Origin of the sequence: Streptomyces sp. GESEQ-4, assembly GCF_017948455.1 — a bacterium.
Classification (GTDB): domain Bacteria; phylum Actinomycetota; class Actinomycetes; order Streptomycetales; family Streptomycetaceae; genus Streptomyces.
In genome coordinates this window covers 65,422-88,051 of sequence record NZ_JAFFSU010000019.1, presented here as the reverse complement: position 1 = coordinate 88,051, position 22,630 = coordinate 65,422, and the positions used below count along the sequence as shown (strand labels likewise).

Genomic DNA, 22,630 nt, shown 5'->3' with positions numbered 1-22,630 from the left:
GATCGCGTCCTGTCTGGCGTTCCTTCACAGGGCGACCACAGAATCTCCGCTATCTGATAGTCACCGCGCGTGGTCCGTCACCGGTCCCGCTTCAAGTGGTCCGGGGGGACCCCGTCGTGTTCGGCAGACTTCCGCATGCCCGCCGCCGCATCGCGCGCACCGCGATACCGACCTTGGCAGCCGCGCTGATGGTGGGGCTGCTGCCCGCCCAGTCGTTCGCGCTGCCGCCCGACCCCAACCCGTCCTCCGACGAGACCGGGCGCGAGACGGTGGAGTTGGAGCAGCTGGAGAACGAAGTGCCCGTCGAGGGCGATGAGTTCTCCCCAGACTTGGAGACCCTGAAGGGCGCCATACCCAAGGATCTGCTCCAGGCGCCGACGGGCACCGTGACGCCGCCGTCCAACCTGACGGGTTCGGTGAGCTTCGGTGCCGCGACCGCGACACCGGCGTCGCTGCGCTCCTCTAACTCGGCCGCGCAGGCCGCACTCAAACCGGTGGGGTCACTGCCTGTCAGCCTGGGGCAGGCCCCCGGCCAGCCGGCGCCGAGCGGCACGTGGCAGGTCACCATCCCGGACCGTGCGTCCTCGGTCAGCCAGGGTGTGGACGGTGCCGTGGTGAAGGTCCAGGCACCCGCAACCGGCACGGTCCCGATCTCCGTGAAGCTGGACTACGCCAAGTTCGAGAGCCTGTACGGCGCCGACTGGGCCTCCCGGCTGCGCTTCGTACAGTTCCCCGACTGCTATCTGGACACGCCGGACGACGAGGCATGCCAGACGTACGAGGAGCTGGAGACCAGCAACGACACGGCCACGAAGTCCATCACCGCAACCGTCGACCCGGCAGCCGACGACGCGGTGACCCCCGCCTTGACGACGTCGTCGGCACCCACGAACTCCGGTGTGATCCAGGCGGCTTACCGGACGTCCACCTCGGCTACGCCCGCAGCCGCCTCCGGCAGCACCGCGGTCGTTGGCGCAGTCGACTCCGGCGCCGGCAACGGGGGCACCTTCAAGGCGACCCCCCTCGCCTCCGACGGCAAGTGGGAGTCGGGAGACGCGTCAGGCGCCTTCACCTGGTCGTATCCGCTGAACGTGCCGTCCGCGCCCGCAGGGCCCGCCCCCTCGGTTTCCTTCGAGTACAACTCGCAGACCGTGGACGGCCGTACGGCTGTCTCCTCGCCGCAGGCGTCCTGGATCGGCGAGGGCTGGTCCTACGACCCTGGCTCGATCGAGCGCCGCTATCGCTCCTGCAAGGACGACCGTAAGACGCTCACCTCCGGCACGCCCAACAACACCGCGAAGAAGGACAAGACGTCCGACCTGTGCTGGGTGTCGTACAACGCGGTGATGTCCCTGAACGGCAAGACCACCGAACTGGTCCGAGCCGCCGGCTCCGGCAGCGACCCCGAGACCGACACGGAGATCTACCGTCCGCAGCAGGACGACGGCACGCGCGTCGAGCACAAGGTGGGCGGTACCAACGGCGACAACAACGGTGAGTACTGGATCGTCACGACCCGGGACGGTGCGAAGTACTACTTCGGCCTGAACCGGGTCGGCGGCGGCCACGCCGACACCAACTCCGTCTCCACCGTTCCGGTCTTCGGCAACCACCCGGACGAACCCTGTCACGCCGCGGCCTTCGCCGACTCGCGCTGTGGTGCCAGCAAGCAGCAGGCCTGGCGCTGGGGCCTGGACAAGGTCGTTGACGTCCACGGCAACACGGTGATCGCCAACTGGAAGCAGGAGACGAACCACTACGCCGTCCGCAAGAAATTCAAGTCACCTGAGCAGTACGACCGTTACGCCTACCCGGCGTCGATCGAGTACGGCATGCGCAGCGACCTGACCAAGCCGTCCGCGACCGTCGAGTTCGGCGTCAAGCAGCGCTGCCTGAAGTCCGCCACCGCCTGCGACGCCGCCAACTTCGCCAAGACCGACGACCCGGGCGCGTACCGCCCCTGGTGGGACACGCCCGGCAACCTCAACTGCAAGTCCACGTCCAAGCTCTGCCCGCCGTTCCCCTCTTTCTGGACGCAGGTGCGTCTGGACACGGTGACCACGAAGGCCGCGCGCGCTGGACAGACCGGCCTGGGCCCGGTCGACAAGTACACGCTCCACCAGTCCTTCCCCGAGGACTGGTACGACACCGCGCCCGGCCTGTGGCTGAACTCCATCACCCGCACCGGCTATGCACCCGATGACACCACCGGCACCCTCCAGTCCAAGGACGGCATCAGCTTCTCGGCGTACACGGTGGGCTCCGAATCGCCGCTGAAGAATCGCCTCAGGGACCGTCAGCTGCCCAACCTGGTCCTCACCGGCAAGACCGACCAGCGCCCCGGCTTCACCCGTCCCCGTATCGGCACGGTCTCCACCGAGTACGGCGGCGACATCGAGGTCGAGTACAAGGGCGGCTGCGCGAGTGAGCCGGCCGAGGACAAGGGCAAGAGCAACGGCACCTGCTACCCGGTGCGTTGGTCGCCCGACGGCGATGAGAGAACACCGGCGAAGGCCTGGTTCAACAAGTACGTCGTCGACTCCGTGATCGAGACCGACAAGGTCGCCTCGCACGGCCAGTCGATCGTCACGCTCTACGAGTACTCGGGCTCGGCGTGGGCAAAGAGCGACGACGAGTTCACCCGCCCCGCGCTGCGCACGTACAGCGACTGGAAGGGATACCGGCAGGTCTCGGTCCGCAAGGGCGGCAAAAGCACCTCCCAGACAGGCGAGGTCAACGGCCAGTCGTACACAGTGACCCGCTATTTCCAGGGCACCGGTGGCGCCGTGCAGGACTCCACCAAGAAATACACGCTCCTCGCCGACGACGCACCGCAGTTCGCGGGCATGATCGCGGAAACCATCACTCACCTGGACTCCGACGGCAAGGTCAAAGAGCAGAACCTGACCTTCCCCTACTCCAAGCAAACCGCCTCGCGAGCCCGCGAGAACGAGGACGGCACCACCGCTGATCCCCTCCTAGCCCATCGCGTCGGCGTCACACGGACGGACGTGATCAAGAGGAGTCAGAATGACTCCACCTGGATCTCGTCGGTCCGGACCCGCACCACGGTCGACGACACCTACGGCCTACCCCTCCAGGTGGAAACGGCCGTCGTGAAGCCCAGCGGCACCTCCGAGACCCTCTCAGACCAGACCTGCACTACTACGTCGTACGTACACAACACCTCGGCCTGGCTGATCGGCCTTCCAAAGGAGCAGCGCGGAACGGGCACAACCTGCGCCGCCCAGGCCACAGCCGATCCGGCCACCAAGCTCAAGTCGTCCATACAGATCACCTACGACAATCTGACCCACGGCGCCGCGCCCACCAAAGGCCTGGTCACATCGGCGGCGCAGCTCGACGGCACCGGCACGGCGCACTCTTATATCGCGAAGACGACGTACGACCCGCTGGGCCGCGTCCGCACCGTCACGGCGCCGGGAACCGGCACCACCGAGACGAAATACACGCCCGGTGACGCGGGCGGCCCGGTCACCGAGACGAAGTCCATCAACTCCAAGGGCCACACCACAACGACTGCCTACGACCCGGGTCGCGGTCTGGCCCTGACGACCACCGATCCCAACGGCCGCGTCACGCGTAGCGAGTACGACGCCCTCGGCCGTCTGGTGAAGGGCTGGTCACCGTCGCGCTCGTCCGCCGGCCAGTCGCCGACCGTGCAGATCTCGTACCAGATGCCCGTGGCCACACCCAGCGAGAACCGGCCGGCCGCGGTCACGGTCCAGACGCTCAAAGACGATGGTTCGTACGGCCGATCAGTGACCCTGTACGACGGTCTCCAGCGCGAGGTTCAGCAGCAGACCGAGGCCCACGGCCCGGGCCGGATCATCGTGGACACCTTCTACAACGACCACGGCCTGGTCGACAAGAAGACCGGGAGCTACCTGGCGAAGGGCGAGCCGAGCACCGAACTGTTCGCGCCCCGGTCCGAGTCGCTGATCCCCAGCTGGACCAAGTACCGCTACGACGGCCTGGAGCGCGAAGTCCGCGCCTCGACGTACCACTCCGCCACCTACAAGTACGCCGCGTTCACCTACTACGGCGACACCAGCACGCTCGTGGACCCGGCGGGCTCCACGGCCCCCCGCACGCGGACCATCTACGACGCCCTCGGCCGTGTCACCTCCGTCAAGCACCTCAGCAAGACGAGCGGGGAAACCGGACGCACGACGACGTACGGGTACGACGCCAGGGGCTACCGCACCAAGGTCACCGACCCCGCCGGTAATGCCTGGTCCTACGTCTATGACGCCCGCGGCCGGGTCACCTCGTCCACGGACCCCGACACCGGCACAACCGACACCTGGTACGACGAGGCCGACCGCCCGAACCGTGTGAAGAACGCCCGCCAGCAGGAGCAGTTCACCGAGTACGACGTGCTGGGGCGGGTGCGGTACGTGCGGGAGGGGTCCGCCACTTCGACCCCGGTCAAGGAGTTCACGTACGACGACCTTCCCGGCGGAATCGGTATGCCGACCGAGTCGAAACGGCACACCGCGGACGGCGACTACATCAACCGCGTCACCGGATACGACGCCGAGTACCACGTCACCGGCAGCGAAACGGTCATCCCGCCGAACTCGATGACCACCGGCCTGTCCGGCACATACGCCTACAGCTACACCTACACGCCCACAGGCAAGCCCCTGTCCGTGACATTGCCCGCGAAGGGCGGCCTGGCAAGCGAGAAGGTCGTCACCCGCTACAACGGCGACGGCCTGGTGGAATCCACCTCTGGTCTGACCTGGTACACATCCGACGCCACTTACTCGCCCTACGGCGAGGTGCTGCGCACGGTCTCCGGCGCCCAGCCCTACCGGGTGTGGACGACGAACTTCGTCGACCCGCACACCGGCCGCCTCCAGCGCACGGTAACCGACCGCGAGACTGCGGGCCCGCACAGGATCACGGACGGCTACTACTCCTACGACGCGTCGGGCACGATCACCTCCAACGCCCGTAGCCTGGCCGGGACTTCGGGCAGCACTTGGGACACCCAGTGCTTCACCTACGACGTCATGGGCGAGCTGGTGCACGCCTGGACATCGAACATCACGCCGAACGGCAGCGGTACAGGCTGCAAGGCGGCCGATGGCACCACCTGGGGCCCTCGCACCAACTACGCGGTCTCCTCCGGCCCGGTCGCCGAAGCTCCCGACGAGTCCACTGACGCCAGCAGCCCCGACTCCACGCTGACGTCGACGCTCGCGGCTGCGGCTCCGGACACTGCCACGGTGTCCACGGGTGGCACTGCCTACCGCCAGTCGCACACCTACGACTGGATCGGCAACCGTGCCACGCTGACCGAGCACGACCCGGTGGATGCGACGAAGAACCTCACGTTCACGTACGGCTACGGCAAGACGGTCACGGGCAACGGCACGACCCCGTCGTACAAGACCCAGCCGCACACGATGACGTCGATCGCCTCCTCGCCGTCGGGCAAGGGCAGCGTGTACACGTACGACGCGACGGGCAACACCGAGGTCCGGGATCTGTACAACACGACCCAGAACCTGGTCTGGACACCGGAGAACAAGCTCGACTCGATCACCGACGACGGCAAGAAGACGACGTACGTCTACGACGCCGCTGGCAACCGCATCCTGGAGAAGTCGTCCACCGGCTCCACCCTGTACCTGGGTGAGACGGAACTAACGACGGACGCGACGGGCACGATCACCCGGGCATCGCGGTCCTACGCACAGCCCGGTGCGCCCACGGTGGTCCGCACCACAACCAACGGGGCGACGACGGGCCACAAGCTCGGCGTCCTGCTCGCCGACCACCTCGGCACTGCCAACACGTCCGTGGACATCGCCGCTGGCCAGGCTGTCACCCGGCGCTCCTTCAAGCCGTACGGCGAGATCCGTGGGAGCAAGCCGACGGCGTGGCCGAACAAGCGCAGCTACCTGGGCGTCGGCATCGACGACGCGGCCACTGGCCTGACGCATATCGGGGCGCGTGAGTACGACCAGGCGACGGGCCGCTTTCTGTCGGCGGACCCGATCATCGACATCGCCGAGCCGTTGCAGATGAACGGGTATGCCTACAGCAACAACAGCCCGGTAAGCAAGAGTGACCCCACCGGTCTGTGCCCGAAGGACATCTGCGACGGATACGGCCAGAACACCGACACGCCGTCCGACACCAAGGCCACCGGTGGGGGCACGACGTCGGAGGACAAAAAGGGCCGGGACCCCGCCGAGATGCGCGAGGACACCATCCGTCACAACGCGGCGGTGAAGGCCGTTGCGGCCTACCTGAGGGCCCTGTACTGGATGACCCCGCAGGTGCAGGTGCTTACCGAGTACACGATCAAGGGGGCAGGAAAGAAGAAGGGCACCGACGGTCGCGCGGACATCGTCGTCATCTGGGACGACTACGTATTCATCTGGGAAGTGAAATCGGCCAAAACGGCCGAGCTGGACGGGCCGGCCACGCTCGACCGCTACATCAGAGGGCTTCAGAAGGAGCAACGCCAGTTCGGCAGAACCGTGCGGCGTGGCCATGAACTCCCTCAGATCGCGACCATGGATCCGTTGAATCCGAGGCAGCAACTGGTCGCACAATCGACACGGTCGCGACTTGGTTCCCCACGCACTGGGGAGCAGTACCAAGGAGTCGTTGGCTGGTGGACACGCAAGCAGTCCAACAAGACTCCCAGGGGGCATGAACCGGCGACTGTCCACGCCCCGGTCAGTATCCAGGTCTGGCAGCCCACCCCCGAGCAGCAGAAGCAAATCGCATGGTCAGCCCTGGCCGCGGGCGGCCTCTATGTGCTCGGCAAGATGATGACCAGCCCGTTCGGCCTTGAGTAGGGTGAGCGCGTGGATATGCTTCATTCCATCAACGCCAACATCTCGCACGGACTGGTGATCGAACTGACCGTGTTCGACGCCGATCAGGCCCAGCTGTCCGAGTGCGCGGTCCAGTGGCTCACGGAAGGCGTGCGGGAGCTTACGGGCAGCGACGTCCTGGGAGCGGTAGGACCGTACCGGATCTCCAGCAAGGGCTTTGCGCGTTTCCCCGCCATGAGCCCGCGCAGCGGGTCCAACCGGTGGGGGTGCGTTACAGCGGCGCCGCAGGACTCGTTCGAGGTGCGCTACAACCCCTACACCCAGGACGTCCTGCCGTGGCTGAGGCAAGTTGTCGACGACCGGGCCGAGTCGGTCTCCGTGACGAGCGGAGTGTTCACGCAGGACGGGGAGATCGGCAACCCGGATGTCTCGGTCTCGGCCGTGTTCGACGAGGAGCTTCCAGAGTATGTGAAGTTGGTTGTGCACCTGGACGAGCGAGAACTGCTCGACCCCGAGAGCGCACCGGCTGTGCAGGACGGCCTCTTGCGCTCCGTCCGGTGGGCCTGCGACCGATACGACGTGGTCTTCGGGCATGTCTCCTATCGGCATGCCGTCGGGGAGACTGAGCTGGAGCGCTTCCTCAGGGGCTACGACGGCGACCCGACGACCAACACGCCTCGCTGGCGCTCGCACTTGCGTGGCTACTCCTGGCTCATGGTCATCCCCGCTGAGATTGCCGATGTGCTGGGCGGGGCTGACGCCCTGCGGTCCTCGGGCGCCTTCCATTCCGTTGCTGTCCTGCCCAACGGGGCGGTGCTGCTCCAGGCCACCCCGTCGTTCCGGGAGTACCATGGCGCGGCCGTGGCGAACGTCCATCGTGTGGTGCGGGACGTGCTGATCAGCGGTGAGTTCCGTAGCACGGCCTCCATGCCGCCCGGCCTGCCACCGACCCACATGGTCGTCTTGCCGGACTGAACGACCGGAGTCCGGCACTGCGAAGAACCCTGCCACCAGCGCGAAACCGAGAGAGGCGGATCCTTGATCATGCCTACTGGCGTCGGGAAGCAGCCCGGCGCGCGCCCGTCGTGGCTGGCCGGTGGGGCTTGAGAGCGGATATCAGCGCGCCGAGTTGGCGGGCGCCGATGGTGAGGATCGTTTCGGGGGCATCGCTTTCGCGGAGGAGGATCGTTCCCGTGGGGGCGGTGGCGACGTACACGCAGGCAGAGCCTTCCTCGCTGTAGGTGGACTTCTGCCAGTTCAGTTCGGTCACGGCTCGTCTTTCAGATGTCTTGGGCGATGCGGCGGATGAGGTCCCGGGAAGCGGCGGGCTTCAGCGTCACCGCCTCCATCCGATCGAGGACGACTCGGTACTTCTCCAATTGTCCTACGGCATCGATGAGTTGGCTGCCATGAGCGCCGTCGACCTCGACGGTGTCGAGGGCCGGTACCGGTCCCTGGAAGTAGTCCACGCCATGGCCGGTCGTCGGGAACGATGTGCCGTCGAACGGGATCACTCGGAGGGTGATGTTGGACTGCTCGCTCGCCTCGGCGAGATGCTTCAGCTGAGACCTGGCCACGTCCCGGCCGCCGAACTGCATGCGCAGGGCGGCCTCGTGGACGATCGCGGTGTACGGCGTGGGCTGTTCGCGGTGGAGGATGGCCTGGCGCTTGATGCGGTGGGAGATGCGGTACTCGATCTCGTGCGGATGCAGGGCCGGGACGGCCTCTCGGAAGAGCGCGCGGGCGTGTTCCGGTGTCTGGAGCAGGCCGGGGATGTTGATGACCTGGGTCACGCGCAGGGCAGCGGCGTGGTGCTCCATCTCGGCGAGGTCGAGGAGCCGGGGCGGGAGGGTGTCGCGGTACTCCTCCCACCAGCCGCGGGTGCGGTCGGCCGCCATGTCGGCGAGGGCGTCGACCAGGGGCTGGTCGGTGCAGCCGTAGATGTGGGCGAGGGTGCGGACGCGGTCGGCGCTCACGCCGAAGCGGTTGGCCTCGATGTTGCTCATCTGTCCCTGCGTGGTGCCCAGGGCGCGGGCCGCCTCGGCGGCGGTCATGCCGGCGCGCTCTCGCATTCGGCGCAATTCGACGCCGATGCGGAGGCGGCGCGCCGACGGTGCGCTCCTTGGTGCCATGCCCTCGCTCCGTTCCGTACACCGACGCGGGCAGTAACCCACACGGAGTAAATAGCTGAAGGCTTTGCTAGATCTTGCAAAACCTTCAGCTTCGCCAGTCTACGGTGAGTCCCGAACCGCTCAACTGGCCCAGCCCATAAGCCGGAAGCGCACCGCACCACTCGCGCGGCATTGCCACCGCCGAACTGAGTCGAGCGAACCAAGTCCCCCCCACCGCAGGAGACGTTCATGGTCACCGTATCCCCGTCGCCGTGCGAAGCATCGCCACCTTGGGCGTACGCCCTCCAACTGCCCCACGACGCACGTGCCGTGCGCATCGCCCGTGTCACTCTCCATGCCGTTCTCTCCGGTCACGGCATGACTCAACTACTGGACTCTGCCGAGCTGTTGACCTCGGAGCTCGTCACCAATGCCTACCGTCACTCCGCCGGTCCCGCGACTCTCCGTCTGCGCGGCGTGGGCCGAAACCGTCTGCGGGTGAGCGTCTGGGACACCAACCCTCACATCCCTCCCCCGTTCGACAAGGGGCCGGGCACTCTGGCTGCTGTCCCGGCAGAGGCTGTCGGCGGGCGCGGGCTGTTCCTCGTATGCCATTACGCGGACGCATGGGGTGGCTGTTTGCTCGGGGACGGCCTCTTCGGCGTGGGTGGGAAGCTGCTCTGGTGTGAGGTCGGGCCGTCGGCCGGGAGCGGCGTGCGGGTCGCCGCGTGAGCGTCCTCCCGGCCGCCTCTGTCGTACATGCCCGGCACGAGGATCCGGAAATCGGCCACTACTGACCGCCCAACGCCAGAGGGCCCCGTTCCCGAAGCGACGGAAACCGGGCCCTCAAGTCAGGCGGAGAAGGTCAGAAGCGGCGCGTGATCAGCGCCTTCTTGACCTCCGCGATCGCCTTCGTGACCTCGATGCCGCGCGGGCAGGCGTCCGTGCAGTTGAAGGTCGTGCGGCAGCGCCAGACGCCGTCCTTGTCGTTGAGGATCTCCAGGCGTTGCTCGCCCGCTTCGTCGCGCGAGTCGAAGATGAAGCGGTGGGCGTTCACGATCGCCGCCGGGCCGAAGTACTGGCCGTCGTTCCAGAAGACCGGGCAGGAGGAGGTGCAGGCGGCGCAGAGGATGCACTTCGTGGTGTCGTCGAAGCGTTCGCGGTCCTCGGCGGTCTGCAGGCGCTCGCGCGTCGGCTCGTTCGTGTCCTTCGTGATGAGGAAGGGCATGACGTCGCGGTAGGCCTGGAAGAACGGCTCCATGTCGACGACCAGGTCCTTGAGGACCGTCAGGCCCTTGATGGGCTCGACCGTGATCGGCTTCTCGGGGCTGAGGTCCTTGATCAGGGTCTTGCAGGCCAGCCGGTTCTTGCCGTTGATCCGCATCGCGTCGGAGCCGCAGATGCCGTGGGCGCAGGAGCGGCGGAAGGTGAGCGTGCCGTCCAGTTCCCACTTGATCTTGTGGAGGGCGTCGAGGACGCGCTCCTTCGGGTCGATCTCCACCTGGAAGTCTTCCCAGGCCGCTTCCGCCGAGACCTCGGAGTTGAAGCGGCGGATGCGGAAGGTGGCCGTGATGTACGGGGAGTCGGCGAAGCCGGGCTCAGGCGTGCCGGCCGCGTCCGCCTTGTCCAGGGTCGGGGTTGCCATCAGTACTTACGCTCCATCGGCTGGTAGCGGGTCTGGACGACCGGCTTGTAGTCGAGACGAATGGACTCCGTGCCGTCGTCGCCCACCTCGCGGTACGCCATGGTGTGGCGCATGAAGTTGACGTCGTCGCGGTTCGGGTAGTCCTCGCGGTAGTGACCGCCGCGGGACTCCTTGCGGGCCAGGGCGGAGACCGCCATGACCTCGGCCAGGTCCAGGAGGTTGCCGAGTTCGATGGCTTCCAGCAGGTCCGTGTTGAACCGCTTGCCCTTGTCCTGGATCGAGACGTTCTTGTAGCGCTCGCGCAGCTCCGCGATCTTCTCGACCGCCGTCTTGATCGTCTGCTCGGTGCGGAACACCATGACGTTCGCGTCCATGGTCTCCTGCAGCTCGCGCCGCAGGGTCGACACCCGCTCCGTGCCGGTGGAGGAGCGCAGATGCTCGACCTGCTCGACGACCAGCGAAGCCGGGTCCTCGGGCAGCTCGACGTGGCCGACCGTCTGCGAGTAGTCGGCGGCGGCGATGCCGGCCCGCTTGCCGAACACGTTGATGTCCAGCAGCGAGTTGGTGCCGAGGCGGTTCGCGCCGTGGACGGAGACGCAGGCGACCTCGCCCGCGGCGTACAGGCCGGGGACGACCGTCGTGTTGTCGGCCAGCACCTCACCCTCGACGTTCGTCGGGATGCCGCCCATCGCGTAGTGCGCGGTGGGCTGGATCGGGATCGGGTCCGTGTACGGCTCGATGCCCAGGTAGGTGCGGGCGAACTCGGTGATGTCGGGCAGCTTGGCGTCCAGCTGCTCCGGCGGGAGGTGGGTGAGGTCCAGGTAGACGTGGTCGCCCTCGGGACCGCAGCCGCGGCCCTCGCGGATCTCGGTGTAGATCGACCGCGATACGACGTCACGCGACGCCAGGTCCTTCATCACCGGCGCGTACTTCTCCATGAAGCGCTCGCCGTCCTTGTTGCGGAGGATGCCGCCCTCACCGCGGGCGCCCTCCGTCAGCAGGATGCCCATGCGCCAGATGCCGGTCGGGTGGAACTGGAAGAACTCCATGTCCTCCAGCGGCAGCCCGCGACGGTAGACCGCCGCCTGGCCGTCACCCGTCAGCGTGTGCGCGTTCGACGTCACCTTGAAGAACTTGCCGCAGCCGCCGGACGCGTAGATCACGGCCTTCGCCTGGAAGACGTGGATCTCGCCGGTCGCCAGCTCGTACGCCACGACGCCGGCCGACCGCTTCACGCCGTCGACCTCGGTGATCAGCTGGTCGAGGACGTAGAACTCGTTGTAGAACTCCACGCCCTCCTTCACGCAGTTCTGGTAGAGCGTCTGGAGGATCATGTGGCCGGTGCGGTCGGCCGCGTAGCAGGAGCGGCGGACCGGGGCCTCGCCGTGGTTCCGGCTGTGACCGCCGAAGCGGCGCTGGTCGATCGTGCCGTTCGGCGTGCGGTTGAACGGCAGGCCCATCTTCTCCAGGTCGAGGACCGAGTCGATGGCCTCCTTCGCCAGGATCTCGGCGGCGTCCTGGTCGACCAGGTAGTCACCGCCCTTGACCGTGTCGAAGGTGTGCCACTCCCAGTTGTCCTCCTCCACGTTGGCCAGCGCGGCGGCCATGCCGCCCTGCGCGGCGCCCGTGTGGGAGCGGGTCGGGTAGAGCTTGGTCAGCACCGCGGTCCGGCTGCGCTTCGTCGACTCGATGGCGGCGCGCATGCCGGCGCCACCCGCGCCGACGATGACTGTGTCGTACTTGTGGATCTTCATTGGTCTCGTAGCCCCGGATCTAGCGGATGTTCGGGTCGAAGGTGAAGATCACCAGCGTGCCCAGCAGGATGGTGAACACCGTGGCGGTGTAGAGCAGGCCCTTCAGCCACAGCCGGGTGTTCGCGCGCTCCGCGTAGTCGTTGATGACCGTGCGCAGGCCATTGGCGCCGTGCAGCATCGCCAGCCACAGCATCAGCAGGTCCCAGACCTGCCAGAAGGGGCTGGCCCAGCGGCCGGCCACGAAGGCGAAGCCGATCTTCGACACGCCGCCGTCCAGCACGAGCTGGATCAGCAGGTGGCCGAGGACCAGGACGACCAGCACCACGCCGGACAGGCGCATGAACAGCCAGGCGGCCATCTCGAAGTTGCCCCGCGTGGACTTCGGGGTCTTCTTGGTCCGCTTGCGCGGGGCTTCGATCAGCGGCGCCGGGTTGTCGACGCTGTAGAGGGACTCGCCCTCTACGGGGCCGATACCGGCGGCGGTCTTTTCGGTGGTGGACATGCGCGTCAGCTCCCGAACAGTTCACGAGCGGCGTGACCGAGGACGGGGTAGATCGCCCCGACCATCAGTACGAGCCACAGGCCGACGACGGACCAGAGCATCTGCTTCTGGTAGCGCGGACCCTTGGACCAGAAGTCGACGGCGATGACACGCAGGCCGTTGAGCGCGTGGAAGAGGATGGCGGCGACGAGGCCGTACTCCAGCAGCGCGACGAGCGGCGTCTTGTACGTGGCCACGACGTCGTCGTAGGCCTCGGGAGAGACACGGACGAGAGCGGTGTCCAGCACGTGAACGAACAGGAAGAAGAAAATGAGGACGCCGGTGACTCGATGAGCCACCCAGGACCACATTCCTTCCCGGCCGCGGTACAGCGTTCCAGCCGGCACGGAAGTTCCTCCGGGAGCGGGGATTGGGGCCGCGCCGGCTTGTGTGGTCGGTCGGGCCCGGCCGGGTACGGTCCACCGGCCCCCAGCATCGTAGCGACGGTTGCCTGCGGTGCTTACGCCGGGCCCGTTGATGTGATCAATGTGGCAGGCGAACGGGCTATTGGGGGTGGTGTGTGCGGTTATGTGCCGGGTGCGGGTGTGTGGGGGCTGGTCGCGCAGTTCCCCGCGCCCCTGACGGCGTCCCTCAACCGTCCCCTGGCCAGTCTCCGGAGTTCCTCTGCTGCCACTACTCGTTCCTCTTCCGGATCGTTTGTCAATCGTGACCGGATTCCCTCCAGGATCTGGTCGAGGACTTCGCTGGGTGGCAGGTGGTCGACACAGATGACGAACGCGTGTCCGAATCGTGCCTCGTATGCGGCATGTGCGGCACGCAGTGCGGTGTGAGCGGCCGAGTACGTTCCGTCGGGGAGTTCAGGAAGCGTTTCTGCTGCCAGGGCCGCTGCCAGGTCCGCCGCTGTCAGGTCGTACGCCGCTTCGTCGGCGGCGGCGAGGAGGGACTCGAGGTCCGGGTAGGGGCGGTGGTCGGCTACCCGGTGGGCCCAGCGGGGGCTGTGGAGGCAGGTGAGAAGGGTGTGGAGGACGTCTTCCAGGGGGGCCGTGTTGAAGTGGTCCAGTGGGGAAGACGTGTCCCGGGTCTGCTCGGGTATGGCGACTTGGCCAGTGAGGTGTGTGGGCGTCACGTGATTCGGCAGGGGATGGTGTGAGAGATGTGCCACCACGTTATCGAGATCGGACATGACGTGTCCGACGGATGCCCGAATTTCACCCGCACGGGAGAGTTTCGGAACGCGTGGTGGACGGATGTCGCACGGCTCAGGGCCTAGGTTGGCGCCCGTGAGTCAGCACAGGCGCAGGATCTCGGCATGGACGGACAGGCGGCGGATGCTGGTCGCGGCGGCGACCGTGGTGGCGGTCGGGCTGGCTCTCGGGATCTGGGCGGCCGCGGGGGACGAGGGCGGGCCGGGGGAGGGTTCGGCCTCCAGGCTTCCCGCAGCCGGTACCACTACGACATCGGCGGCGGCCCCGTCGGAGACTCCCAGTCCCCGTCCCAGCCCGAGCCGCACCTACCCGCTGTCGAAGACGCCCCGCACCATCCCCGCCGTCCGCGCGCACACTCCCGCCCGTGGGCCCGGCTGGAAGCCGGCGCGCGGTCACCGGGTGGTCGTGAACGACGCGGAGCTCGTCGACGAGGGGCGGCTGCTCGCGGGTGAGCTGGGGCTGTCGTACGCGGGGGAGAAGGACGACGTGCGCGCCGGGGACGTACGGCTGGCGCTGAACGACGACGAGGGCGCGGATCCGGAGTCGTACGCCATGACCGTGCGTGGCGGGCGGGTGAACATCAGCGGGCCCGCCGACTCGGGCGTGTTCTACGGCACCCGGACGCTCAAGCAGGCGGTGCGCGGCGGCGGTACGGCGCCGGAGGGCGTCGTACGCGATGAGCCGGCGAAGCCGCAGCGGGGGCTGATGCTCGACATCGCCCGCAAGCACTTCACGGCCGGCTGGATCGAGGACCGGGTGCGTGAGCTGGCGGACCTGAAGTTCAACCAGCTGGGGCTGCACTTCTCGGACGACCAGGGGTTCCGGATCGAGTCCGACAGCCATCCGGAGATCGTGTCCAAGGAGCATCTGACCAAGGCGCAGGTGAAGAAGATCGTCGAGCTGGCGGAGCGGCTGCATGTGACGGTCGTGCCCGAGATCGACTCTCCGGGGCATCTCGGTGCCGTGATCGCCGCCCATCCCGAGCTGCAGCTGCGCAGCGCGCAGGGAGCGGCGCCGCGGGGTGCGATCGACATCTCCAAGGACGAGGCCGGCACCATCGTCGACGATCTGTTGAACGAGTACGCGGATCTCTTTCCCGGCGGCTACTGGCATCTCGGCGGCGACGAATACGCGGCGCTGACGTCGGACAACCCCGAGGCCGCCTATCCGCAGCTGGCTTCCGCCGCGACCGAGGCGTACGGCTCCGGCGCCACCGTCGCCGACCTCGCCACCGGCTGGCTCAACGACCGCGCCGACACGATCCGTACGCACGACCGGACGATGCGGGCGTGGAACGACGGCTTCTACGCCGGTACGTCCGTCGAGGCGGCCGAGGATCTCCAGGTCGCCTACTGGACGGGCAAGGAGATCGGGGCGCGGCTGCCGGTGGAGTATCTGAGCGCCGGGCGCGACCTCGTCAACTACAACGACGAGTTCCTGTACTACGTCCTCGGGCAGCCGCAGACCTTCGTCTATCCGACGGGGCAGCGGATCTACGAGCAGTGGACGCCGCGGGTGGTGCGCGGTACGCAGGCGGTTCCGGTGCGGTACGAGGACCAGATCCTCGGCGGCTCCTTCGCCGTGTGGTGCGATCTCGCTGACTCGCAGACCCAGGACCAGGTCGCGGCCGGGATCCGGATGCCGCTGGCGGCGACCGTGCAGAAGCTGTGGAACCCGGGCCGGCCGCAGCTGTCCTGGGCGGAGTTCAAGGCGTTGGCCGAGCGGCTGGACTGACGCCTGGAGTTGTGCGGACACGCTCGAATTGTCCGGTGCTGCTGCGAACTCCCGTACGACTGTGATGTATTCGGCCGACTGTGATGTTTTCGGCGTGAGCCGAAGCCAGGAGGGGGCCGGGATGGGTTTCTGGGGGTACTTCGTCGTGGGGCGCAGCGAGCGGCCGCTCGAGGAGCTGGCGGCGCTGTCCAGCGCGAAGGGGATGAGCTTACGGGCGTCCGCGCCCGGGGGCTGGCAGGTGTGGGAGTACCCGAGCGGGGACGGCGACGTCGGGAGCATGAACGCGCTGGCCCAGGAGAGCGGGGCGCCCGCGCTGTTCGGATACGTCATGGACAGCGAGTGTGTCGTCATCGAGGCGGCGGGGCCGGAGAGCGGGGCGTGGTCGACCTGCCTCGCGCGGGGCGCGATGGCCGGGTACCTCGGCGCCGACGAAGAGGGGCTCATGCTGGAGGACTACTTCCTCGAGCCGCGTGACGCCGCCGAGCGGGCCGTCGCCTGGGCCGCGGAGGCCGGGCACGAGGTGTCCGACGGGCCGTTGCTGGACGTTCTCACCTCCGATGCCGATCCGTTGGCCGAAAATCTATTCTTCCGTATGCTCGACCGGCTCGGCGTCGTCCCGCTGTGACACTCCCGGGCCGTCGCACGCAGTAAGGGGAAGTGCGGGCTCCGTAAAGGTGGGAGCCCCGCGAAGCCCCGCAGAGGGAGGCGTGGATGAGCCTGGTGGAACTGATCGCGCAGGCCGACGAACGCGGCCTGGCCGCCAGCGGGTTGGCCTGTTTGGATCGCTGCGTACCGCTGCTGGGCGGTGACGACGAGGTGCTGCGGCCGCTGTGGGGGAACCTCGCGGACGGCGGGGACAGCGCCGCGTGGGGCGAACTGCTGGAGCAGGCGCGCGGGAAGCTGGGCATCGCGGACGTCATGGACGACGCGGAGGTCGAGGACGAGGCCGCGCTGCTCGTCCGGCGCATGCTGGCCGCCGCCCCGGCCGTCCGGTCCGCCGCCGAGGCGCGGATGTGGGCCGACGCCTGCTCCGTCGCCGCGCTGCAGATCCACCGGCTCCTCGACGTCGCCGACGACGCCGACTCGCTCGACGCCCGCCGCGAGGGCCGTACGGAGGGCATGCCGCCGCTCGTCGCCGCCGAACTGCGCCGCCAGGTCGCCGTCCTGGAGCTGCTCGCCGGGCATGGCGCGAGCGGTCTGCGCCATGCCCTGGAGGTGTCGACGGAGGGGCGGCGCGTGCTGCGCGCGGTCGTGTCGCGGCGGGCGCGGGGGCGGCGCTGAGCGTTCGGCTCAGGTGACCAGCCACTTCACCACCGCGTCGCCGTACTCCGCCGTGCGGGCGTAGAACGCGGTCAGATCGCGGTGGGACGCCGCGAAGACGCCGTGGACCTCCGGCTCCGTGTCCGGTCCGCCGTACCGCGGCAGCAGCTTGTCGCGCACCGGCCGCCACAGAGCGTCGAAGTCGGCACCCGTGAGGAACGCGGCGACCCGGGCCACCTGCGCCGCGGTCAGCACCAGGAACGGCGGCCTGTCCGGCTCGGGATGGAGCACCGGTCGGCCGCCCAGGACCACATGGGCCCAGGGTCCCTCCTCGGCGTGGTGCGGGGGCGTGCAGGCGTAGAGGAGCTGGTGGTCGAGGTAGTGCTGGTCCAGCATTTCCTCGCGGTGCCGGTCGAGGCGCCGGCGCACGGTGTCCCAGTCGTCCTCGAAGAGCTTCTGCTGCCAGGTGGCGCTGTTGCGCAGGGCCGCGGGTGGTACGGCGCGCAAGTGGAAGTACATGCTCATCGGTGACAAGAGCGCACGGACTCCCCGAATCGTCACTGGGGCGTCAACCCGTCGTGCTGAGCGAATCCTGTGCGGGTAGTGCAGGCGGTGGGGCGGTCCTGCGCCGGTCTCGCGCAGTGGCCCGATCCGCGTGACGAAATACTCGCTGACCTCGCTTTCCCGAATGTGACGACACAGCAGACGACACAGCGGGAGAGCAGGCCCCAGGCCGCGGCGAAGCCGGTGCGGTGGGCGGCGGACGCGGTGGCGACCATGCGCGAGGGCGCGCGGCTGCGGCTCGACTACTCGGCGCAGAGCCTGTGGCGCGTCGACCGGATGATCGAGGAACTGCGCCGCGAGGAAACGCCGTTCACCGCCGTGGAGACCATGCTGCGCGGCTTCGGCGCGTACGCCGGTGAGGTGGTCGTCCGGCAGACCGGCGCCGAGTGGTGGGCGGGCGGCGGCGACCACTGGGTCCGCACGCCCGACGGCCGGCTGTGGGACCCGATCGACGAGGCCCGGCGCTGCTTCGCCGGGGACGGCTCGCTGCGGCTGCTGTGCCGGGACGCCACCCGCACAACGGCACGCCACTGACCGGCCGGGGCCCTGCCCACCGCACAGGATCCCGGCGGACCGCCTTGCTTACGGCGCCAGCGTCTGGCCCGGCTGGCCGGCCGTCGGCGTGCCCAGCGCGGACTTGCTGACCCCGGCCGTCGACGAGTAGCCCAGGCCCGCGCTCGGCGTCCTTACAGCGCCTGGCGATCTGTGAACATCACGGGACGGGGATGGGCCCTGCGTCACTCCCGTCACCGGTGGGACGCCGGGGGTGCTGTGACACTTCTGTGAAGCCCGGCGCTGATGACCGTGGGGGCTGTTCGCGTAAGCGGTGACGTCGCGCGCGGTCCGCCGCGGACTCGGTGCGAACGAGGACAGTTCTTGGGCCAGGGAAAGGAACCCCGCCGCGTGCAGGCGTACGACGGGGAACTGGGCGCGGCCGTCGCGCGGGCCCAGGACGGTGACGAGGCCGCCTTCGCGGTCGCGTACCGGATCGTGCAGCCCGGACTGCTCGGCTATCTGCGCGGGATCGTCGGCGACGACGCGGAGGACGTGGCCTCGGACGCGTGGCTGGAGATCGCCCGGGACCTCGGGCGGTTCAAGGGCGACGGGGCCGGGTTCCGGGGCTGGACGGCGACCATCGCCCGGCACCGGGCGCTGGACCATCTGCGCCGGCAGAGGGTGCGGCCCCGGTCGACGGCGACGGAGCAGGACGTACTGGATCTGCCCTCCGCGCACAGCACGCACGACCAGGCGCTGGAGGCCATCTCCACCGAGCACGCCTTGGAGCTGGTCCGCGGACTGCCGCGCGAGCAGGCCGAGGCCGTACTGCTGCGGGTGGTGGTCGGCCTCGACGGCCCCGCCGCCGCCCGCGTCCTGGGCAAGCGGCCCGGCGCGGTGCGCACCGCCGCGTACCGGGGGCTGAAGCGCCTGGCGCAGCAGCTGGGAGTCGAGGGTGTGACGGATGACGGCTCCCGGACGCTGGGGGAGTCGACATGAGCGATGACGCCGGCGGGCCGCCGGACAGGCCGGAGGGCCGGACGAGGAACGGGATCGGACATGGGTGAACGGCAGCGCGGAGACCGGGCCGCATCCGGCCGTCGGGGAGCGCGACCGGGCGACGCCGTGTCCGGACCCGGGCACGCGGCGTCCGGACCCGGGCGGGCACGCGACGGGGCCGGACTGGAGGCGCTGCTGGCCGCCGCGATGCGCGAAGGTGATGTCGACGCGGCGGGCGAGCAGCGAGCCGTGGCCGCGTTCCGGGCCGCCCGGGACGCCGGTGAGCACCGGGCCCGCACCCGTCGCCGCGACGACTGGCGGCCCCGGGAGCAGCGCGGCGTGCAGCGCTCTCTGAAGGCCACGCTCTCCCTCTTCCTCGCGAGCCTCACCCTGGGCGGCGTCGCGGTCGCCGCGATCGGCACGGTCGGTACGTCCTCCGACGGCGCCGACGACGGCCACCGGCGCCCGCCCGCCTCGTCCGGCCCGACCGAAGCACCGGCCGCCGGTCCTTCGGCGCCTTCGTCGACGGAGTCCGTACGTCCGGACCGTCCCGCCACCGCCCAGGACACCGAGGCGCACTGCCGCGCCTACGAGCACGTCAAGGGCAACGGCAAGGCCCTGGAGTCGACCGCCTGGCAGCGGCTGATCGCGGCGGCGGGCGGTCAGCGGAACGTTGCCGCGTACTGCGCCCGGCAGCTGACCGACAGCAAGAAGGGCAACGCCGATAAGACAGACAAGGCGGATAAGGCCGACAAGAACGGTAAGAACGGCGCTCAGGCCGGGGCCGGCAACCCCAAGGGGAAGAAGGAGTAACCGGGACAGCTGGGGTCGGGGTCAGGCGCCTTGATCTTTACTGTCCTGGACAGGTGCTGGACCCTTGACCTCTAGTGCTGTCAGTGCCCGTTGATAACGTGACATGCCATCAGGTCGGCGAGCAGCGGTTGGCCGAGGCGCTCGACGACATCGAGGGGCGGGCCTTCACGCGGTGGCACTCGCTGCGGTACGGCAGCATCTCGCCGACGCTGATCCGGGCCATGGCGGACGAACTGCTCGACCATGTCGCCGCGCGAACGGTGACGGAGCCGGGGCTCGACGCCGCGGCCGGCACGGTCGCCGTCACCGCCGCGGAGTCTGCTGGGATCGCCGGACGCGCCGCGCGGCATGCCATTCGGGAGGGCTGTCAACCCAGTCGATCAGGCTTCCTGTACACGGTGGTCGTCGTGACTGAGGTCACGCCGCGTCTTGCTGAGGTCGAGGCGGATGCGCAGGCTCACCGGGCCGGTTGTGTCGATGCCGGTGTCATCAACCAGGGCCTGCTCTACCTGGCGTGGCTGATGGACCATCGCGCCGAGTTTGAACCGCCGACTTATATGGCAGGAGCAGCAAGCGCCGGACGCGCTGGTCACGGCGACGGGTAACACCCCACATCACCGCAGGTCAGAGGGGGAGCTGTCGCGGAGACGGCCGGGGCCGCCACCCCCCACAGGAGAGGCCCCGGCCGTCGCGCGGCACGGGCCGCGCGGCGGCCCGTATCTCCTACAGCGCCATGAGTGCGTTTTCTGTCACACCTCGCGCCGTCCCGCGGTGGTTGCATCTTGTACGGTCATGGACGAGCAGCGGTTTCAGGTCGTAACGTGCCTTTCGCGCCGGACGGGGAAGGTGACTGATCACGTGAGCGACGGCCGAGAAGCCGCGGCCGGCTACTGACCATCGACCGAGGAATGCGGGTGCTGGGGGACGACGCGGAGCTGACTGCCGCGGTGCTTGCGGCACAGGACGGGGACGAGACCGCGTTCCGGACTGTGTACCGCGCGGTGCACCCGCGGCTCCTCGGGTACGTCCGGACACTCGTCGGCGAGTACGACGCCGAGGACGTCGCCTCCGAGGCCTGGCTGCAGATAGCCCGTGACCTGGAGCGGTTCAGCGGGGACGCGGACCGCTTCCGCGGCTGGGCCGCCCGGATCGCCCGCAACCGCGCGCTGGACCACATACGGATGCGCGGTCGGCGCCCCGCGATCGGCGGCGACGAGACCGAGCTGACCGGGAAGGCCGCCGAGTCCGACACGGCCGGCGAGGCGATCGAGGCGCTGGCCACGGACAGCACGCTCTCGCTCATCGCCCGGCTGCCGCAGGACCAGGCCGAGGCGGTCGTGCTGCGCGTGGTGGTGGGCCTCGACGCCAAGACCGCCGCGGAGACCCTCGGCAAGCGTCCGGGGGCGGTGCGTACGGCCGCGCACCGGGGCCTGAAGCGGCTCGCCGAACTGCTCGGCGCCCCTCCGGAGGCGGATCCGGAATCGATCGGCGGGCTCGACGCGCTGCCGCCGCAGAGAGAACCGCACGACCATGCGGTGACGTCCGCGAGTGTGACGCATACGCGTCCGCGGACGCAGAAGGACATGTGATGGCCGACGAGCAGTACAGATGGCTGGACCGCGAAACGGCGGAACTCCTCCTGCGCGGTGAGTCATTGGAAGCTGTCGACCCCGCCGACCAGGACCGGGCCGTCCGGCTCGCCGAAACCCTCAGTGCGCTGTCCGCCGTACCCCCGCAGACCGACGACGCCGAACTCCCCGGTGAGGCCGCCGCGCTGGCCGCGTTCCGCAAGGTGCGCGCCGAGAAGGGCGAGCCGGCGGTCGTCTTCGGCGGTGCCCGGCACGGGGCCGCCGACGCGGGCCTGGTCCGGATCGGCGCCCCCGCTCGCCCCGACGGGCGCCCCCGCTGGGCCCGCCCGTTGCGCCTGGGCCTGGCCGCCTCGGTGGCCGCCGTCATGGTCGGCGGCGTCGCCGCCGCGGCCGGAACCGGGCTCCTGCCCACCCCGTTCGACGCCGACGAACCAGTGCCCGGCGCCTCCGTCTCGGCCTCCGTGAGCCCCGACCGCCCCCTGGCGTCGACCCCGCCGAAGGACACCCCGGACGGCGGAAACGGAATGCCCGAGCCGAGCGGCTCCCCGAGCGGCCCGGCCGTCGGCGCACCCCCGCAGAACACCCACCCCGGCGGCGAGGCCCCCGAGGAGACCCCCGGCACCGAGCGCAAGGGCGACGGCTTCCGCAACTGGTGGGGCTCCGTCACCGATGCCTGCCGCGACGTGCGCGCCGGCAAGGAACTGCCCCCCGACCGCCGACGCGCGCTGGAGGGCATGGCGGGCGGCTCCGGGCGCGTGACGAAGTACTGCAAGGCCGTCCTGAACGCGTCCGACGGCGACGACGGGGCCGGCGACTTTGACGACCGCTCCGGCAGGGACAGGGGCGACACCAGGGACGACGAGCAGGACCGAGGCGGTGACGACGACGCCGGTGGCATAGCGCCCGGCGACACCGGGGACGACGACCCCCAGCAGCCCGGCCTCACGTCAGTGCAGCCGAAGCGGGCGACGACCTCCCCGAAGACGGAACCGACCCCGTCCCCTCCCGCGCCGACGCCCAGCCCCTCGTACAGCGCCCTCGGCTCCCCCGAGCCTGATTCAAGCCTCTGACCTGCGATTTTGCCCGCGCTAGAGCTTCTCGCGCGGCGAGCGTGACATTTTCGGCCGCCCTGGCG

General features: G+C 69.1%; 20 protein-coding genes. 12 read left to right on the top strand and 8 right to left on the bottom strand.

The window, feature by feature from the left end; translation table 11 throughout:
• Positions 1-116: 116 nt before the first annotated feature.
• Together KCH48_RS30330 and KCH48_RS30325 are read left to right on the top strand one after the other, a co-directional pair.
• Complete coding sequence (locus KCH48_RS30330; RefSeq protein WP_374104727.1) at positions 117-6,845, top strand: RHS repeat-associated core domain-containing protein; 6,729 nt, start codon at positions 117-119, stop codon at positions 6,843-6,845.
• A gap of 9 nt (positions 6,846-6,854) precedes the next feature.
• Positions 6,855-7,799: a hypothetical protein gene (locus KCH48_RS30325; protein ID WP_210578106.1), complete on the top strand. Its 945-nt coding sequence runs from the start codon at positions 6,855-6,857 to the stop codon at positions 7,797-7,799.
• A gap of 73 nt (positions 7,800-7,872) precedes the next feature.
• Here KCH48_RS30325 and KCH48_RS30320 read toward each other — a convergent pair whose 3' ends face one another.
• A complete protein-coding gene (locus KCH48_RS30320) occupies positions 7,873-8,094 on the bottom strand; it encodes a DUF397 domain-containing protein (RefSeq protein ID WP_210578104.1) in 222 nt (73 codons plus the stop codon).
• Positions 8,095-8,104: 10 nt separating this feature from the next.
• On the bottom strand, positions 8,105-8,956 hold the full coding sequence (locus tag KCH48_RS30315; protein WP_210578102.1) for a helix-turn-helix transcriptional regulator: 852 nt from the start codon (positions 8,954-8,956) through the stop codon (positions 8,105-8,107).
• Between the two features lie 228 nt (positions 8,957-9,184).
• On the opposite strand from KCH48_RS30315, the gene KCH48_RS30310 reads away from it, so the two are divergent.
• Positions 9,185-9,667 (top strand): ATP-binding protein, encoded by a 483-nt coding sequence (locus KCH48_RS30310; RefSeq protein ID WP_210578100.1) that lies wholly within the window; start codon positions 9,185-9,187, stop codon positions 9,665-9,667.
• A 133-nt stretch (positions 9,668-9,800) separates the two neighbouring features.
• On the opposite strand, the gene KCH48_RS30305 is transcribed toward KCH48_RS30310, so the two are convergent.
• The 5 genes from KCH48_RS30305 to KCH48_RS30285 all read right to left on the bottom strand — a co-directional run bounded on the left by KCH48_RS30305 (position 9,801) and on the right by KCH48_RS30285 (position 13,962).
• Positions 9,801-10,580 carry a succinate dehydrogenase iron-sulfur subunit gene (locus KCH48_RS30305; RefSeq protein ID WP_210578098.1) on the bottom strand — a complete coding sequence of 260 codons (780 nt, stop codon included), beginning with the start codon at positions 10,578-10,580 and terminating at the stop codon, positions 9,801-9,803.
• Positions 10,580-12,334 (bottom strand): succinate dehydrogenase flavoprotein subunit, encoded by a 1,755-nt coding sequence (gene sdhA / locus KCH48_RS30300; protein WP_210578096.1) that lies wholly within the window; start codon positions 12,332-12,334, stop codon positions 10,580-10,582. Before sdhA ends, KCH48_RS30305 begins: the two co-directional genes overlap by 1 nt.
• A gap of 19 nt (positions 12,335-12,353) precedes the next feature.
• The gene (locus KCH48_RS30295) at positions 12,354-12,836 is read right to left on the bottom strand and encodes a succinate dehydrogenase hydrophobic membrane anchor subunit (protein ID WP_210578095.1); all 483 of its coding nucleotides are present in this window, start codon (positions 12,834-12,836) and stop codon (positions 12,354-12,356) included.
• A 5-nt stretch (positions 12,837-12,841) separates the two neighbouring features.
• Positions 12,842-13,222, bottom strand: a complete 381-nt coding sequence (gene sdhC / locus KCH48_RS30290; RefSeq protein WP_210578094.1) for a succinate dehydrogenase, cytochrome b556 subunit — start codon at positions 13,220-13,222, stop codon at positions 12,842-12,844.
• Between the two features lie 179 nt (positions 13,223-13,401).
• Positions 13,402-13,962: a 2-oxo-4-hydroxy-4-carboxy-5-ureidoimidazoline decarboxylase gene (locus KCH48_RS30285; protein WP_307840985.1), complete on the bottom strand. Its 561-nt coding sequence runs from the start codon at positions 13,960-13,962 to the stop codon at positions 13,402-13,404.
• Between the two features lie 202 nt (positions 13,963-14,164).
• On the opposite strand from KCH48_RS30285, the gene KCH48_RS30280 reads away from it, so the two are divergent.
• From KCH48_RS30280 to KCH48_RS30270, 3 genes are all read left to right on the top strand, one after another.
• Positions 14,165-15,775: a glycoside hydrolase family 20 protein gene (locus KCH48_RS30280; protein ID WP_210578286.1), complete on the top strand. Its 1,611-nt coding sequence runs from the start codon at positions 14,165-14,167 to the stop codon at positions 15,773-15,775.
• Positions 15,776-15,896: 121 nt separating this feature from the next.
• Positions 15,897-16,400, top strand: coding sequence for a hypothetical protein (locus KCH48_RS30275; protein WP_210578284.1), 504 nt, complete (start codon positions 15,897-15,899; stop codon positions 16,398-16,400).
• An 86-nt stretch (positions 16,401-16,486) separates the two neighbouring features.
• On the top strand, positions 16,487-17,056 hold the full coding sequence (locus tag KCH48_RS30270) for a hypothetical protein (RefSeq protein ID WP_210578092.1): 570 nt from the start codon (positions 16,487-16,489) through the stop codon (positions 17,054-17,056).
• Positions 17,057-17,065: 9 nt separating this feature from the next.
• Here the strand turns inward: KCH48_RS30270 and KCH48_RS30265 are convergent, their stop codons facing one another.
• Positions 17,066-17,560 (bottom strand): DUF1877 family protein, encoded by a 495-nt coding sequence (locus tag KCH48_RS30265; RefSeq protein WP_210578091.1) that lies wholly within the window; start codon positions 17,558-17,560, stop codon positions 17,066-17,068.
• A 165-nt stretch (positions 17,561-17,725) separates the two neighbouring features.
• On the opposite strand from KCH48_RS30265, the gene KCH48_RS30260 reads away from it, so the two are divergent.
• From KCH48_RS30260 to KCH48_RS30230, 6 genes are all read left to right on the top strand, one after another.
• Complete coding sequence (locus tag KCH48_RS30260) at positions 17,726-18,133, top strand: hypothetical protein (RefSeq protein ID WP_210578090.1); 408 nt, start codon at positions 17,726-17,728, stop codon at positions 18,131-18,133.
• A gap of 342 nt (positions 18,134-18,475) precedes the next feature.
• Positions 18,476-19,093: an RNA polymerase sigma factor gene (locus tag KCH48_RS30255; RefSeq protein ID WP_210578089.1), complete on the top strand. Its 618-nt coding sequence runs from the start codon at positions 18,476-18,478 to the stop codon at positions 19,091-19,093.
• Between the two features lie 60 nt (positions 19,094-19,153).
• Positions 19,154-19,906 (top strand): hypothetical protein, encoded by a 753-nt coding sequence (locus KCH48_RS30250; RefSeq protein ID WP_210578088.1) that lies wholly within the window; start codon positions 19,154-19,156, stop codon positions 19,904-19,906.
• Between the two features lie 83 nt (positions 19,907-19,989).
• A complete protein-coding gene (locus tag KCH48_RS43505; protein WP_246886135.1) occupies positions 19,990-20,511 on the top strand; it encodes a hypothetical protein in 522 nt (173 codons plus the stop codon).
• Positions 20,512-20,820: 309 nt separating this feature from the next.
• Positions 20,821-21,495 (top strand): RNA polymerase sigma factor, encoded by a 675-nt coding sequence (locus KCH48_RS30235; RefSeq protein WP_210578087.1) that lies wholly within the window; start codon positions 20,821-20,823, stop codon positions 21,493-21,495.
• Positions 21,495-22,565, top strand: coding sequence for a hypothetical protein (locus KCH48_RS30230; RefSeq protein ID WP_210578086.1), 1,071 nt, complete (start codon positions 21,495-21,497; stop codon positions 22,563-22,565). Before KCH48_RS30235 ends, KCH48_RS30230 begins: the two co-directional genes overlap by 1 nt.
• The last annotated feature ends 65 nt before the right edge of the window (positions 22,566-22,630 follow it).